Source organism: Streptacidiphilus rugosus AM-16 (assembly GCF_000744655.1).
GTDB lineage: Bacteria > Actinomycetota > Actinomycetes > Streptomycetales > Streptomycetaceae > Streptacidiphilus > Streptacidiphilus rugosus.
This window is the reverse complement of record NZ_JQMJ01000004.1, coordinates 3,663,795-3,678,218: the sequence shown is the minus strand read 5'-3', so window position 1 is coordinate 3,678,218 and position 14,424 is coordinate 3,663,795. Positions and strand designations below refer to the sequence as shown.

At 73.0% G+C, this 14,424-nt stretch carries 14 protein-coding genes and 1 pseudogene; 13 read left to right on the top strand and 2 right to left on the bottom strand.

Translation table 11 applies throughout. The features are described from left to right. Positions 1-111: 111 nt before the first annotated feature. A complete protein-coding gene (locus BS83_RS25660; RefSeq protein WP_037605907.1) occupies positions 112-1,212 on the top strand; it encodes a calcium:proton antiporter in 1,101 nt (366 codons plus the stop codon). On the opposite strand, the gene BS83_RS25655 is transcribed toward BS83_RS25660, so the two are convergent. Next, the gene (locus tag BS83_RS25655) at positions 1,202-2,098 is read right to left on the bottom strand and encodes a winged helix-turn-helix transcriptional regulator (RefSeq protein WP_037605906.1); all 897 of its coding nucleotides are present in this window, start codon (positions 2,096-2,098) and stop codon (positions 1,202-1,204) included. The two genes, BS83_RS25660 and BS83_RS25655, sit on opposite strands and share 11 nt — an antisense overlap. A gap of 55 nt (positions 2,099-2,153) precedes the next feature. On the opposite strand from BS83_RS25655, the gene BS83_RS25650 reads away from it, so the two are divergent. Continuing rightward, a complete protein-coding gene (locus tag BS83_RS25650; RefSeq protein ID WP_037605904.1) occupies positions 2,154-3,443 on the top strand; it encodes an MFS transporter in 1,290 nt (429 codons plus the stop codon). A gap of 11 nt (positions 3,444-3,454) precedes the next feature. Beyond that, positions 3,455-4,180, top strand: a pseudogene (locus BS83_RS47790) (DUF6348 family protein); the annotation flags it as partial. A 209-nt stretch (positions 4,181-4,389) separates the two neighbouring features. Here BS83_RS47790 and idi read toward each other — a convergent pair. Then, positions 4,390-4,956 carry an isopentenyl-diphosphate Delta-isomerase gene (gene idi, locus BS83_RS25645; RefSeq protein WP_037605903.1) on the bottom strand — a complete coding sequence of 189 codons (567 nt, stop codon included), beginning with the start codon at positions 4,954-4,956 and terminating at the stop codon, positions 4,390-4,392. 182 nt (positions 4,957-5,138) lie between these two features. Between idi and BS83_RS25640 the strand changes: the two genes are divergently transcribed. The 10 genes from BS83_RS25640 to BS83_RS25595 all read left to right on the top strand — a co-directional run bounded on the left by BS83_RS25640 (position 5,139) and on the right by BS83_RS25595 (position 14,396). After that, positions 5,139-5,894: a phosphocholine cytidylyltransferase family protein gene (locus BS83_RS25640; RefSeq protein WP_037605902.1), complete on the top strand. Its 756-nt coding sequence runs from the start codon at positions 5,139-5,141 to the stop codon at positions 5,892-5,894. Then, positions 5,882-6,943 (top strand): iron-containing alcohol dehydrogenase family protein, encoded by a 1,062-nt coding sequence (locus BS83_RS25635; protein WP_037605901.1) that lies wholly within the window; start codon positions 5,882-5,884, stop codon positions 6,941-6,943. Before BS83_RS25640 ends, BS83_RS25635 begins: the two co-directional genes overlap by 13 nt. Positions 6,944-6,965: 22 nt before the next feature. Then, positions 6,966-7,754 carry a CDP-alcohol phosphatidyltransferase family protein gene (locus BS83_RS25630; protein ID WP_051943930.1) on the top strand — a complete coding sequence of 263 codons (789 nt, stop codon included), beginning with the start codon at positions 6,966-6,968 and terminating at the stop codon, positions 7,752-7,754. Positions 7,755-7,759: 5 nt separating this feature from the next. Beyond that, positions 7,760-8,674: a glycosyltransferase family 2 protein gene (locus tag BS83_RS25625; RefSeq protein ID WP_051945559.1), complete on the top strand. Its 915-nt coding sequence runs from the start codon at positions 7,760-7,762 to the stop codon at positions 8,672-8,674. Between the two features lie 130 nt (positions 8,675-8,804). Beyond that, on the top strand, positions 8,805-9,386 hold the full coding sequence (locus BS83_RS25620) for a helix-turn-helix domain-containing protein (RefSeq protein ID WP_051943928.1): 582 nt from the start codon (positions 8,805-8,807) through the stop codon (positions 9,384-9,386). Beyond that, entirely contained in the window at positions 9,383-10,672 is a 1,290-nt protein-coding gene (locus BS83_RS25615; RefSeq protein WP_232248485.1) for an MFS transporter, read from the top strand. The genes BS83_RS25620 and BS83_RS25615 overlap by 4 nt, the downstream gene beginning before the upstream one ends. 107 nt (positions 10,673-10,779) lie before the next feature. Next, entirely contained in the window at positions 10,780-11,166 is a 387-nt protein-coding gene (locus BS83_RS42155; protein WP_051943926.1) for a TetR/AcrR family transcriptional regulator, read from the top strand. Next, a complete protein-coding gene (locus BS83_RS25605) occupies positions 11,126-12,331 on the top strand; it encodes a cytochrome P450 family protein (RefSeq protein WP_037605899.1) in 1,206 nt (401 codons plus the stop codon). Before BS83_RS42155 ends, BS83_RS25605 begins: the two co-directional genes overlap by 41 nt. 52 nt (positions 12,332-12,383) lie before the next feature. After that, positions 12,384-13,454, top strand: coding sequence for an SMP-30/gluconolactonase/LRE family protein (locus BS83_RS25600; RefSeq protein WP_232248484.1), 1,071 nt, complete (start codon positions 12,384-12,386; stop codon positions 13,452-13,454). A gap of 39 nt (positions 13,455-13,493) precedes the next feature. After that, entirely contained in the window at positions 13,494-14,396 is a 903-nt protein-coding gene (locus BS83_RS25595; RefSeq protein WP_037605896.1) for an ABC transporter permease, read from the top strand. Positions 14,397-14,424: the final 28 nt, after the last annotated feature.

The following is a 14,424-nucleotide window of genomic DNA, read 5'->3' as shown; positions in this document are numbered from 1 at the left end:
ATAGCAAGTTTACCTGTTGAGTTTTCCTGTTGAGTTGCGCTGCCGACTCCGCCGGGCGACCCGGTGTCGCCCTGCCGGATGCGACGGACCCGCTGTGGCAAGCTCGTGGCCATGAGTGATCGTTTGCGCCGGAACGCCCTGCAATGGACCGTTTATGCTCCGGTGCTCGCCCTGCTCGCCCTGCTCGCGACCTGGGGTCGGGCGCTGCCCTGGATCCTGGTGGCGGTGGTGGCCTGCTTCCTCGCGGCAGCGGTGCTCGCCGCCGTCCACCACGCCGAGGTGATCGCCCACAAGGTCGGCGAGCCGTTCGGCTCGCTCGTGCTCGCCGTCGCCGTCACCGCGATCGAGGTCGCCCTGATCCTCACGCTCATGGCGGACGCGAGCGACAAGAACGCCACCCTCGCCAGGGACACCGTCTTCGCCGCCGTGATGATCACCTGCAACGGCATCATGGGCGTCTGCCTGCTCGTCGGCGCGCTGCGGCACCGCGTCGCCGTCTACAACAGCGAGGGGACCGGCGCCGCGCTCGCCACCGTCGCGACGCTGGCCACGCTCAGCCTGGTGCTGCCCCGCTTCACCACCAGCACGCCGGGACCCCGCTTCGCCGCCGGCCAGCTCGCCTTCGCCGCGGTGGCCTCCGTCGCGCTCTACGGCCTCTTCGTGCTCACCCAGACGGTCCGCCACCGCGACTACTTCCTGCCGCTGAGCCGGGCGGGCGAGGTCATCGACGGAGACGACCACGCCGACCCGCCCACCACGAGGCAGGCGATGGCCAGCCTCGGGCTGCTCGCCGTCGCCCTGGTGGCGGTCGTCGGCCTGGCCAAGGTGGAGTCGCCCACGATCGAGAAGGGCGTCGCGGCGGCCGGACTGCCCTCCTCCGTGGTGGGCGTGGTGATCGCCCTGCTGGTGCTCCTGCCGGAGACCATCGCCGCGGTCCGCGCCGCCCGCCGCGACCGGGTCCAGACCAGCCTCAACCTCGCCCTCGGCTCGGCGATGGCCAGCATCGGCCTGACCGTCCCCGCGGTCGCGGTCGCCTCGATCTGGATGAGCGGCCCGCTCGTCCTCGGCCTCGACCCGACCGCCATGGTGCTGCTCGCCCTGACGATGGTCGTCGGCACCCTGACCGTCGTCCCCGGCCGGTCCACCCCCCTCCAGGGCGGCGTCCACCTCTCCATCCTGGGCGCCTACCTGGTGCTCGCCGTCATCCCCTGACGTCCCCGGCGGCGAGTGAGTTGACCAGGGCCAGCACGTCGTCGACCGAACCGGCCGGGTCCTCCAGCGGGTAGAGCACGCCGCGCACCGTGCGCGCGGAGTCCAGGACCAGCGTGAGCCGCTTGAGCCGGTCCGCGCCCCCCGCGCGGAAGGTGGGCAGCCGCAGCGCCGCCGCCAGCTGCAGCTCGGCGTCGGACAGCAGCGGGAAGGCGATCCGCTCGTGCTCGGCGAAGGCGGCGAGCTGGTCGGGCCGCTGGGTGCTGACGCCGTGGACCCGCACGTCGCGCGCCGTGAAGTCGGCCATCCGGTCGCGGTAGGTGCACGACTCCAGGGTGCAGCCGCGCGCCCCGGGGATCAGGCCCCAGCCGGGCGGGTAGTCGTGCCTGCCGGGCGCGTAGGCCCCGGGGAAGCAGTACAGGACCGTCCAGGCCTGCCCGGCCGAGACCGGGTCGACCGGTTCGCCCCCGCGGCCCGCCAGCTCGAGCTCGGCAAGCCGATGTCCGACCAGGGCGTGGACCCGCCGGGTCTCGGCGGAGTCGGCCGCGCTGGTCGCCGAGAGGGTGCCGTCGCCCAACACGTGCCGGCCGCCCCAGTCCTGCAGGGCCACGAGCACCGGGAGCAGGCCGCGTCCGGCCGGCGTCAGATGGTAGGCGTAGCGGGGAGGATGCGGACTGTACAGGCGCTTCTCCAGCACCCCGTCCGCGACCAGGCTCTTCAGGCGTTCGGTCAGCACCTTGCGGCTGATCCCGAGCCCGTCCCGCAGCGCGTCGAACTGGTGCGTCCCGCCCGCGACGTCACGGACGAGCAGCAACGTCCACGGGTCGCCGACCACCGTCAGCGCCTGCGCGATCGCGCAGTCCGGGTCCCCGAGCTCTGTGTACCGCATGGGCCATGAGTATAGTGAGTTCCCTAAAGAGACTCACTGGCGGACGGGGCGGGGCATGGCGGCGACGGCGGTACAGGGACGGGAAGAGCGGGAACCGAAGCCGGCCGGGGCCGCGCCCTTGTCGGCCGGGTCCCGCGCGGCGGCGTTCTGGCGCTACTGGGGAGCGTCGACGGTCAGTGGGGTCGGCGACGCCGTGACCGCGGTGGCGCTGCCGCTGCTCGCGGTCCTGGCGCTGCACGCCTCGGCCTTCGAGGTCAGCCTGGTCACGGCCGCCGCCTACGCCGCCTGGCTGCTGATCGGCCTCCCCGCCGGGGTCCTGGTGCACCGTCTGCCGCTGCGCGGCACGCAGGTGGCGATGGACCTGCTCCGGGCCGCCGCGGTGGCCTCGGTCCCGGCGGCCGCCGCGCTGGGAGTGCTGACGCTGCCGCAGCTGGTCGCCGTGGCGCTGGTCGTCGGCCTGGCGTCGGTCGTCTTCGACGTCGGCAACTCGACCTTCCTGCCCTCCATCGTCAGCAAGGAGGAGCTCACCGCGCGCAACAGCCTCACCTCGGGGACCCGCGCGGCGACCCAGCTCGGCGGCCCCTCGCTGGGCGGCGTGCTGGTCCAGCTGTTCGGCGCGGCAGCGTCGATCGTGGTCGACGCGGTGAGCTACCTCGCCTCGGCCGCGCTCATGGGCACCCTGCCCCAGGTGGCGCACCCCGCGCAGGAGGGTCCGCGCCGGGCCGTCGGCGAGATGATCCGCGAGGGCTGGCGCTACGTCACCCGCCACCCGATCATCGGTCCGTGCGTCGCCGACGCGACGGCCGTCAACTTCGTGTGCGGCGGTCTGATGGCGCTCACGCCGGTGTTCCTGGTCCGCACCCTCGGCGCGCCGCCCGCTCTGGTGGGCGTGCTCATCGCCACCGAGGGCATCGGGAGCCTGCTCGGCGCGGCGCTCACGCCGCGGATCGTGGCCCGCCTCGGCAGCGGCCGTGCGGTCTGCTGGGCCGCGGTGACCTCCCCCTGCTTCGCGGCGCTGATGCCGCTGGCCGGCCACGGCGCGGGGCTCGCCCTCTTCGTGCTGGGCAACGCGGGCTTCGCCGGAGCGGTGGTGGTGCTGAGCATCGTGACCCGCACCCACCGCCAGACGGCCACACCCGCCGAGCTGCTGCCGCGCGTGATGGCGACGGTCCGCTTCATCTCCTGGGGCGCCATCCCCTTCGGCGCGCTGGCGGCGGGAGGCGCCGCCGCCCTGTGGGGAACCCGCGGCGCTCTGGCGATCATGGCTCTGATCGCCGTCGCCAGCCCGGCGATCCTCCTCACCAGCCCGATCCGCCGCCTCCGTGAGCTGCCGCAGACCCCCTGACCTGCGCAACGGTGGGCCCGGCTCAGTACGATCCCCGCGTGTCCTGGATACGACGTCGTACGCGCAAGGAAGAGCCGTCCGCGAAGCGGCTGCCCGATCTGGAGTTCCTCGAGCTGGTGAGGAGCGGGCTCGAGGAGCTCGCTCCCGGCGTCACGCAGGGCGCCCGGCTCAGGGGCAACTCGTTGAGCAGTCCTCAGGGGTGGGCCGTGGGCGTGGCCCCGCCGCACCACGGGGGTGGGCATCACTACGACCTGGTCGCGATGCCGGATGTCGCTGTCCAGCCCGACGTGCCGTGCTTCGTGGACTGTGTGGTGTCGATGTCCGCCGATCCACGCGACGCCGCGAGGACGTGGGTGCAGACAGCGGGCGCATGCCTGCTGGAACTCCTCGATCGCCGTGAGCGCTTCGCGGACCACGCGGGCCCGCGCCACCAGCGCGGCGTGCCCGGTTTCGACGCCATCGTGTCGGGCGCGGTCGGTCTCGGCGTCGACGTCGCCGAGAACCGGCGGCTTCAGAGCGCCCTGGTGGAGGCGAACGTGCTGCACCGGATCGCGGACACGTTCACCGCCGACCTGGAATCGCCCTACTTCAACGGCGTCAAGGTCTTCTACGGCGGCCGCCCCGGCGCGATGGAGGCCGAGGTCCGGGTCAACGGCGAGCGCCACGCGGCCGCGTCGGCGGCGATGGCGGCGCTCGGACTGCCCGAGCCGACGGCGTTCACGGCCGTACGGTTCTACGCGCTGCTGCTTCCGGTGCCGGCGGGTGGCGGCAGGCCCGGCTACCCGACGACGAGCCTTGATCTCGGCGGGGTCTCTGGGCGGGCCCACGCCCAGGGCGACCCCTGCGCCTGCGACTGCGGCGGCGGCCGCGGGAAGAACGACGCCTCGGGCCGACCCGGGTCCCGGCCGTCCACGACGGCCGGGACCCGGCAAGGGCCAGGGGCCGGTTACCAGCCCGCGGTGGGGAAGGTCGTGCGGATGGTCGGGAGCGCCGCGTCCAGGACGGTCTGGAACCAGACCGAGAACGCCTTGTCCGCGCGCAGCGCGGCCAGTTCCCCGGGGGTGACGAAGGAGGTGGCCGCCACCTCGTCCGGGTCCGGGGTGAACTCGGCCGCCGCGATCCCGACGAAGAGGTGGTTGTACTCCTTCTCCACCAGCCCGGAGGCCTGGTCGGGGAGGTCGTAGGTGACCGTGCCGGCCTGCTCCAGGCGGACCGGGGCGGCGCCCAGCTCCTCCGCGGTGCGGCGGGCCGCCGCGACGAAGGGGGGCTCGTCCGGGTAGGGGTGTCCGCAGCAGGTGTTGGACCAAACGCCGGGGGAGTGGTACTTGCCGAGCGCCCGCTGCTGGAGCAGCATCCGGCCCTGCGCGTCGAAGAGGAACACGGAGAAGGCCCGGTGCAGCCGGCCGGGGGCCTGGTGCGCGGAGAGCTTCTCGGCCGTGCCGATCGTCCGGCCCTGCTCGTCGACCAGCTCGAGCAGAATCTCGGTCGTCGTCGTCACGGTGGTGGCGGTCATGGATCACCTTTCACGTCGGTCGCGCCATGTCTGGCCGGGTACAGTCTGCCCCAAAAGGCCTCCCGACGGGCCGCGGCTTGTCCCGCGGCGTCACGGTCCGCAATGATGATCTGCATGCGGGGTGGGGGCGGCTCCCGCAGACGCGCAGGACACCGAGTACTGGCAAGCACTGGAGATTTCACATGATCGGCCTTGTTCCGGCCGCAGGCGCGGGCAGCCGCCTTCGTCCCTACACCGACACCCTGCCCAAGGCACTGGTGCCGCTGGACGACGACCGCACCATCCTCGACATCACCCTGCGCAACTTCGCAGAGGTCGAGATGCGCGACGTGGCGATCATCGTGGGCTACTGCGCCGACGCGATCCGGGAGCGGAAGACCGCTCTCGAGCAGCGCCACGGCGTCACGCTCCACCTGATCGAGAACCCCAAGGCCGAGCGGTGGAACAACGCCTACACCGTCTGGTGCGCGCGGGAGCTGTTCCGCGAGGGCGTCATCCTCGCCAACAGCGACACCATCCACCCCTCCTCCGTCGAGCGCACCCTGCTGGAGGCGAACGCCCGCCTGGCCGCGGCCGGCCGCGAGCCCGGCGTGCTGCTGGCGCTGGACACGGTCAAGAAGCTGGCCGACGAGGAGATGAAGGTCACCGTCGACCCCGACAAGGGCGCCCGACGGATCACCAAGCTGATGGACCCCGCCGACGCCACCGGCGAGTACATCGGCGTCACGCTGATCAACCCCTCCGCCGCCGACGACCTCGCCTCCGCCCTGCAGGCCACCTACGAGCGCGACCCGCAGCTCTACTACGAGGACGGCTACCAGGAGATGATCGACCGCGGCCTGCGGATCGACGTCCAGCCGATCGGCGAGGTGTCCTGGGTCGAGGTGGACAACCACGACGACCTCGCCAAGGGCCGGGAGATCGCGTGCCGGTACTGACCCGACTGGTCCCCTCGCCGCTGGTGGTGGACATCCGCTCCGGCGCGCTCGACCGCCTCGGCGAGGTGCTGGCCAACCCCGGCATCGCCTCCTCCGGCCGGATCGCCGTCGCGGTCAGCGGCGGATCCGGGGCGGCGATGCGCGAGCGGCTGGCGCCGCAGCTGCCGGACGCCGTCTGGTTCACGGTGGCCGACGGCACCCTCGACGCGGCCGTCACCCTCGCCGACCAGATGCGCGGCGGCCACTACGACGCGCTCGTCGGACTGGGTGGCGGCAAGATCATCGACGTGGCGAAGTACGCCGCTGCCCGGGTCGGCCTGCCGGTCGTCGCGGTCGCGACCAACCTCGCCCACGACGGTCTCTGCTCGCCGGTCTCCACCCTGGACAACGACGCCGGACGCGGCTCCTACGGCGTGCCCAGCCCGATCGGCATGATCGTCGACCTCGACGTCATCCGGCAGGCCCCGGCCCGCTACGTCGCCGCCGGCATCGGCGACGCCATCTCGAACATCTCCTGCATCGCGGACTGGGAGCTGTCCCAGCGCGAGACGGGTGAGACGGTCGACGGCCTGGCCGCCGCGATGGCGCGCACCTCCGGCGAGACGATCCTGCGGCACCCCGGAACGATCGCCGACAACGACTTCCTGGTCGCGCTGGCCGAGGCGCTGGTGCTCACCGGCATCTCCATGAACGTGGCCGGCAGCAGCCGGCCCGCGAGCGGCGCCTGCCACGAGATCAACCACGCGCTCGACATCCTCCACCCCACGCGCAAGGCCCAGCACGGCGAGCAGTGCGGCCTCGGCGCGGCCTTCGCCACCTACCTGCGCGGGGACCTCCCCGTCGCAGGTCAGATGGTGCAGGCGCTGCGCCGCCACGGCCTGCCGGTGACAGCCGACCAGATCGGCTTCACCGACGCGGAGTTCGTCGCGGCCGTGCACTATGCTCCGCAGACCCGTCCAGGTCGCTACACCATCCTGGAACACCTCGATCTCGACCCCTCCGCCATCCGGGACGCGTACACCTCCTATGTCAAAGACGTCTGCTCCTGAGTCTGCCCCCGCAGGTACGGCCATGAAGACCGGTAAGCCCACCCTCGCCGAGTTCCGCGCCGTCGCACACCCGGAGGGGCTGCTCGACCGCCGCTCCGGCGAGCACTGGGCCGGCCGCATCTACATGCGCAGGATCTCCTCGCGGGTCACCCGGCACCTGGTCAACGCGCCGGTCACGCCGAACCAGCTCACCTGGCTGATGATGCTGACCGGCGTCCTCGCCGGCGCCGCGCTGCTGATCCCCGGCCTCGCCGGCGCCGTCCTCGGCGCCCTGCTGATCCAGGTCTACCTGGGCCTCGACTGCGTCGACGGAGAGCTCGCGCGCTGGCGCAAGCAGACCTCCACCACCGGCGTCTACCTGGACCGGGTCGGCCACTACCTCTCCGAGGCCGCGCTGCTGACCGGCTTCGGCCTGCGCGCCGCCGACCTGTTCCAGCAGGACGGCTCCCGCGCCTGGCTCTGGGCCTTCCTCGGCACGCTGGCCGCGCTCGGCGCGATCCTGATCAAGGCCGAGACCGACCTGGTCGACGTCGCCCGCATCCGCCGCGGCCTGACCGCCGTGGACGACGCGGCCTCGGTGCCGCGCGCGGCCGGTGTCGCCAAGGCGCGCAAGCTCGCCTCGATGCTCAAGTTCCACCGGCTGATCGGCGGGGTCGAGGCCTCGCTGTTCATCCTGGCGGCCGGCATCGCCGACCAGATCCACGGCGGCCTGTACTTCAGCCGCCTCGCGGTGGTCGTGCTCGCGGCGATCGCCATGCTGCAGACGGTCCTGCACCTGCTCAGCATCGTCCTCTCCAGCAGGCTCCGGTGACCGCCGTGGCCGAGACCCAGCCGGACGCCGGCACCGCGCCGGGCGTCGAGCTCAAGCTGGGCGCGGTCGTCATCACGCAGGGCACCCGCCCGGTCGAGCTCAAGGCGCTGCTCGACTCCGTGGCCGCCCAGCGCGGCCCGGCCGTCGAGGTCGTCGTCGTCGCGAACGGCGCTCCGCTGCCGGAGCTGCCCGAGGGCGTGCGCGGCGTCAGCCTGCCGGAGAACCTCGGCATCCCCGGCGGTCGCAACGTCGGCATCGACGCCTTCGGCAAGGACGGCTGCGACGTGGACGTCGTGCTCTTCCTCGACGACGACGGGCTGCTGCCGCTGGACGACTCGGCGCAGCTGGTGCGCGCGGCCTTCGCGGCGGACCCGAAGCTCGGCATCGTCAGCATGCGCATCGCCGACGAGGAGGGCCTGACCCAGCGTCGGCACGTGCCGCGGCTGCGCGCCTCGGACCCGATGCGGGCCGGCAAGGTGACCACCTTCCTGGGCGGCGCGAGCGCGGTGCGCTCGGCGGTCTTCCCGACGGCCGGTCAGCTGCCGGGCGAGTTCTTCTACGGGCACGAGGAGACCGACCTGGCCTGGCGCGCGCTCGACGCGGGCTGGGACATCGCCTACTGCCCCGACATCGTGCTGCGCCACCCGCGCACGCTGCCGAGCCGGCACGCGACCTACAACCACAACATCGCGCGCAACCGCGTCTGGCTCGCCCGGCGCAACCTGCCCGCGGTCCTGGTGCCGGTCTACCTCGGCGTCTGGATGCTGCTGACCATCGCCCGGCGACCCTCCGGCGAGGCGCTGCGCGCCTGGTTCGGCGGCTTCGCGGCGGGCTGGCGCGAGCCGGCCGGTCCACGCCGTCCGATGCGCTGGTCCACGGTCTGGCGGATGACCAGACTCGGCCGTCCGCCGGTGATCTGAGCCTGCGACCGCTGCGCGCCCGAAAGGCCGCGTCCCCACCCGGGGACGCGGCCTTCGTCGTTCCGGCGAGGAGTCAGCGTCCGCAGGGAAGTGCATTGACAACGGTCAAGAAATGTTGACCATTGACCTCATGAGCGACGACCGGTCGGCCTCCCCGGACGAGAACCCCGTCCACGTCGAGACCGACCAACAGCTGCACGCCATCGGCAGCCTGATGCGCCACCGGGTGCTGCGCGTGCTGCGCGACGGACCGGCGACGGTCACCCAGATCGCCACGCGCCTCGGCATCGCCAAGGGCAGCTCGAACTACCACGTGAAGGTGCTGGCCAAGGCGGGTCTGATCAAGGTCGTGGACACCCGCAAGGTCCGCGGTGTCACCGAGCTCTACTACGGCATGGCGGGCAAGGGCATCCACCTGCCCGAGAGCGGACCAGGACAGCCCGACATCCTCATGCGGCACGCCCTGGCCGACGTCGAGTCCGCGCCCGCCGGGGCGGAGAAGGACGAACGGCTCAAGCACCTGCGCCTGAGCCCGGAGCACTTCGCGCTGGCCGTCGAGAAGGTGATCGCCCTCCACGAGGAGATCACCGCGCTGCACGACCCGACGCAGCCGGCCGCCGACCTCTTCACCGCCTTCTACCGGCCGCTCGACACCCGCCCGGCCGACCCGAACGAACCTTCCTCCACCGAGAACGGAACCGCCACCACGTGACCCTGAAGCGTCGCACCGACCGGCCGAAGCTGCCCGGCACCTTCCACCGCATATGGGCGGCCTCGGCCGTCTCCTCCCTCGGCGACGGCGTGTACTACTCGGCGCTGCCGCTGCTCGCCCTGACCCTCACCCACGACTCCGTCGCCTTCGGCCTCATGGAGGCCGTCACCCTGCTGCCGTGGCTGCTCTTCGGCCTGATCGGCGGCGCACTCGTGGACCGCTGGGACCGCCGCCGCACCATGGTGATCGCGGACCTGTGCCGCTTCGGGCTGCTCGCGCTCGCCACGGTCGCGGTGCTGGGCGGCTTCCTGAACCTCGCCGTGCTGATCGGCATCGGCTTCCTGCTCGGAATGGGCGGAGTCCTGTTCGACACCGCGTCCATGGCCTACCTGCCCGAGCTGCTGGAACGCGACCCGGACAACCTCCAGCGCGCCAACTCCCGCCTCCAGGGCGCGCAGCGCGCCCTGGACGGCTTCGTCGGCCCGCCGACCGGCAGTCTGCTCTTCGCGCTGGGCCGCGCGGTGCCGTTCGTGACGGACGCGGTCTCCTTCCTGTTCAGCTCGCTGATGATCCGCACACTGCCCGCCGGACCGAAGAAGGCCGCCGCGCCGAAGGGCTCGATCCTCAAGGACGCCGGAGCCGGCGCCTCCTACCTGCTGCACCACCGCTTCCTGCTGGGACTGACGCTGCGTCCCGCGGTCGGCAACTTCGCCTTCTGCGGCGTCGGCGCGGTGCTGGCCCTCTACGCCCACGACACCCTGCACCTCGGCACCGCCGGCTACGGCACCTTCCTCACCTGCGAGGCCGTCGGCGGACTCGGTGGGACCTTCGTCGCCGGCCGGCTCGTCGCGCGCCTCGGCAGCGGCGGAACGCTGACCCTGACCGCGATCGTCGAGGCGGCGGCGGTGCTCGGCGTCGGGATCGCGCCGAACGCCTACCTCGCCGCGGCGGGACTCGCCCTGGTCGGCGCGGCGATGGCCGTCACCATGACGATCGGCCCTTCCATCCGGCAGGCCATCGTTCCTGACGAGCTGATGGGTCGCGTCAGCGCGGCGGCGCGGCTGACCGGCTACAGCGCCGGGCCGGTGGGTGCGCTCTTCAGCGGCTGGCTGGCCCACGTCGCCGGCCTCCGCGCCCCGTTCCTGGCCGGTGCGGCGATCCTGGCCGTGATGTCGGTCCTGGCGGCCCGGCTGACCAGCAACGCCCGGGTCGACGCCGCGCTCGCGCAGGCGGGGCGGGCGGCGGAGGAGTCGGCGGCGGGTTCCGCACTGCCGGCGCACGCCTGACGGACGCTCAACGAGCCTCGCCCACAGCCGGAACCGCGCCGCGGGGATGGGGTCCGGCGGGGCGCGGGTCTGTACTCGGCGCCTTGATCGTCCTTGGGGTGCGCGGAATGGATCCCGTCGAAACCGGGCCCGAGCGGGTCGAACGGGTCCGGCCGGCGCCGGAGCAGCGTCGGCAGGCGCTGATCGAGACGGCCCTGGCGAAGTTCGCCGCGACGCCCTACGCGGCCGTCTCCGTGGACGAGTTGGCGCGGGAGGCCGGCATGTCCCGGCCGCTGCTGTACCACTACTTCGGCAGCAAGCTGGGAGTCTTCCTCGCGGCGCTGGAGCACGCCGCCGACCTGGGCCCGCCCAGGTACGACCGGTGCGACGCCGACGTTCCGACTTGCGGCGTCCGGCGGCGGACGACGCGGGCCGATTGGGCGCGAACTGTCGGGCAGGGCCTAGGGTGCACCCATGTCCTCCACCACAACGCCCGGCCCGCCGCCCCTCGTTGACCCCTCCCGGCTGGTCGCGGATCCCGGCGCGGCGGCCCGGGAGCTGCACGAGGCCGGACCCGTGCACCGGATCGCCGGGACCGACGGACTGCCTGCGTGGCTGGTGACCGGATACGACGACGTCCGCCGGGCGCTCGGCGACCCCCGGCTCGCGCTGGACAAGCGCCACGCCGCGCCCGGAGGCTACCGCGGGCTCGCCCTGCCGCCCGCGCTGGACGCGAACCTGCTCAACATGGACCCGCCCGACCACACCCGCATCCGCCGCCTGGTCAGCCGGGCGTTCACCCCGCGCCGCGTCGAGCAGCTGCGCGAGCCGATCCGCGGGACCGCGGACCGCCTGCTCGACGCCGTCGCCCCGCACGGCCGCGCCGAACTGATCTCCGCGTACGCCGCGCCGCTGCCGATCACGGTCATCTGCGAGCTGCTCGGGGTGGCCCCCGGCGACCGCGCGGACTTCCGCGCCTGGACCGACGCACTGATCACCCCCGACCCCGCCCGGCCGGGCCAGGCCAAGGAGGCGGTCGGCAGCATGCTCGCCTTCCTCACCCGGCTCCTCGCCGCCAAGCGGACCGACCCGGCCGACGACCTGCTCTCCGACCTGATCGCCGTCCGGGACGAGGAGGACCGGCTCACCGAGGACGAGCTGATGTCGCTCGCCTTCCTCATCCTCTTCGCCGGATACGAGAACACCGTCCACCTCATCGGCAACGCCACCCTTGCCCTGCTCGGCCACCCCGAGCAGCTGCGGGCGCTGCGCCGCGACCCCGGCCGGATCGGCGCCGCCGTCGAGGAGCTGGCCCGCTACGACGGTCCCGCGCCCCTCGCGATCCGCCGCTTCGCCGTCGAGGACGTCACCATCGGCGGCGTGACCGTCCCCGCGGGCGAGACCGTGCTGCTCTCGCTGGCCGCCGCCCACCGCGATCCGCGCCGCTTCCCCGAGCCCGACCGGCTCGACCTCGACCGCGACGCGAGCGGACACCTCGCCCTGGGACACGGCATCCACTACTGCCTGGGCGCGCCCCTCGCACGGATGGAGACCGAGATCGCGCTCATCGCCCTCCTGGACCGCTTCCCCCGCCTCGCACTGGACGCCTCGCCGGAGGAGCTGCGGTGGCGCCCCTCCATCCGCGCCCGCGGCCTGCTCGCGCTCCCGGTGCGCTGGTGAAACGCGCCGTGACCCCCCGAGGGGCGGGTTCCCCGAGCCCAGGTCGGACGGCATGATGGGGGCTCAGCAGACATCCGCCCACCCCGACTGGGGGTACACCGCCATGGCCCGCCCGCCGATCCGACCGCAGACCTGGACCCCGCCGCCACGCAGCGGCCGTGCGCGGGCCTGGCGCAAGCACCGTTCGCTCCCGCCGCTCGACCTCGTCCCGCTCTCCGGTCTCGGCCCGGAGGACGTCGTGGTCGACGCACTCGGGCGGGTGCTGTGCGGGGTCGCCGACGGGCGCGTGCTGCGGCTCAGCCCCGACGGGCGCGAGGCCGTCACCATCGCCGACATCGCCCCCGGCCGCCCCGCGGGCCTGGAGGTGCTGCCCGACGGGCGGGTGCTCGTCTGCGACGCCCGGCGCGGACGCCTGCTCCGCGTCGACCCGGACAAGGGGAGCGTCGAGACCCTCGCCGACCGCCAGGGCGGCGAACCGCTGCGGCTGGTCAGCAACGTCGTGGCCGCCGCCGACGGGACGGTCTACTTCACCGAGTCCAGCCGCCGCTTCGGCATCGACGACTGGCGCGCCGACGTGCTGGAGCACTCCGGGACCGGCCGGCTGCTGCGCCTCGCCGCCGGGGGCGGCGAACCGGAGGTGCTGCTGGACGGGCTCCAGTTCGCCAACGGCGTCGCCTTCGGTCCCGACGAGTCCTACCTCGCCGTCGCCGAGACCGGCGACTACCGGGTCACCCGCTACTGGCTGACCGGCGACCGGGCCGGCGACTACGAGCCCTTCGTCGACCTGCCGGGCTTCCCCGACAACCTCGGCGCCGGTACCCACGGACTGCTCTGGATCGCCATGGTCGCCCCGCGCGACCCCCTTCTGGACACGCTGCACCGCGTCCACCCCGCCGCCCGCCAGGTCCTGTGGCGCGTCCCCGAGGCGCTGCTGCCCGGACCGAAGCCCACCGTCTGGGTGATCGCCGTCGACACCGCGGGCCGCGTGGTGCACGACCTCCAGGGCCCGAGCGCCGCGTTCCGCGCCGTCACCGGCGTGGCCGAACACGGCGGCCGCCTCTGGCTGGGCTCGCTCACCGAACCCTCCGTCGCCTCGTTCGACCTGGCCGCCGTCCGGGTCTGACGACGCGCGTCCCCGGGCGGCGCGTGAGAACGTCGTGGGGTGAGCGAAGGAGTCGCCGTCGTGGAGGGGGTCGACGCCGGACTGGCACCGGCCGAACTCGCGGCCAAATACGGTCTCGACCTGAGCGGGCGCCGCCCCACGCTGCGGGCCTACACCCGCGAGCTGTGGGCGCGCCGGCACTTCATCTGGGCGTTCGCGACGGCCAGGACCACCGCGTCCTACACCTCGGCGAAGCTGGGCCAGATCTGGCAGGTGGTGACGCCGCTGCTCAACGCGGCGGTCTACTACCTCGTCTTCGGCCTGCTCCTGGGGACCAACCGGGGCATCCCCAACTACGTCGCCTATCTCTGCACGGGCATCTTCACCTTCCAGTTCACCCAGTCGGCGGTGCTGTCGGGGACCCGCGCCATCGCCGACAACCTGGGCCTGATCCGTGCCCTGCACTTCCCGCGGGCCTGTCTGCCCATCGCGATGACGATCATGCAGCTGCAACAGCTGATGTTCTCCATGGGCGTGCTCGGGGTGATCATCCTGGTCACCGGCGAACCGGTCACCGTCAAGTGGCTGCTCGTCCTGCCCACGCTGCTGCTGCAGACCGTCTTCAACACCGGCCTCGCGCTGCTGCTCGCCCGCTGGGGAGCGAGAACCACCGACCTGGCGCAGCTGATGCCCTTCGTCATCCGCACCTGGATGTACCTCTCCGGGGTCTTCTGGAGCGTGCAGACCCTCAGCGCGCACATTCCGAAGCCGGTGCAGACCCTGCTCTACCTCAACCCGGCGCTGATCTTCAACGAACTGATGCGCTACGCCCTGATGGACACCGTCCACGCGAGCAGTCTGGGCCCGCACGTGTGGCTGTCGGCGCTGCTCTGGGCGGTGTTCGCGGGCGGCTTCGGCTACGTCCACTTCTGGCGCGCGGAGGACCAGTACGGGCGCGGCTGAGACCCGGCCAGGCCTGAGGCCCCGCCCC

Bases quoted from the DNA above. Each gene is read 5' to 3' on its own strand.
- BS83_RS25660 (WP_037605907.1), top strand. From the start codon at position 112: ATGAGTGATCGTTTGCGCCGGAACGCCCTGCAATGGACCGTTTATGCT.
- BS83_RS25655 (WP_037605906.1), bottom strand. From the start codon at position 2,098: ATGCGGTACACAGAGCTCGGGGACCCGGACTGCGCGATCGCGCAGGCG.
- BS83_RS25650 (WP_037605904.1), top strand. From the start codon at position 2,154: ATGGCGGCGACGGCGGTACAGGGACGGGAAGAGCGGGAACCGAAGCCG.
- idi (WP_037605903.1), bottom strand. From the start codon at position 4,956: ATGACCGCCACCACCGTGACGACGACGACCGAGATTCTGCTCGAGCTG.
- BS83_RS25640 (WP_037605902.1), top strand. From the start codon at position 5,139: ATGATCGGCCTTGTTCCGGCCGCAGGCGCGGGCAGCCGCCTTCGTCCC.
- BS83_RS25630 (WP_051943930.1), top strand. From the start codon at position 6,966: ATGAAGACCGGTAAGCCCACCCTCGCCGAGTTCCGCGCCGTCGCACAC.
- BS83_RS25620 (WP_051943928.1), top strand. From the start codon at position 8,805: ATGAGCGACGACCGGTCGGCCTCCCCGGACGAGAACCCCGTCCACGTC.
- BS83_RS42155 (WP_051943926.1), top strand. From the start codon at position 10,780: ATGGATCCCGTCGAAACCGGGCCCGAGCGGGTCGAACGGGTCCGGCCG.
- BS83_RS25605 (WP_037605899.1), top strand. From the start codon at position 11,126: ATGTCCTCCACCACAACGCCCGGCCCGCCGCCCCTCGTTGACCCCTCC.
- BS83_RS25600 (WP_232248484.1), top strand. From the start codon at position 12,384: ATGATGGGGGCTCAGCAGACATCCGCCCACCCCGACTGGGGGTACACC.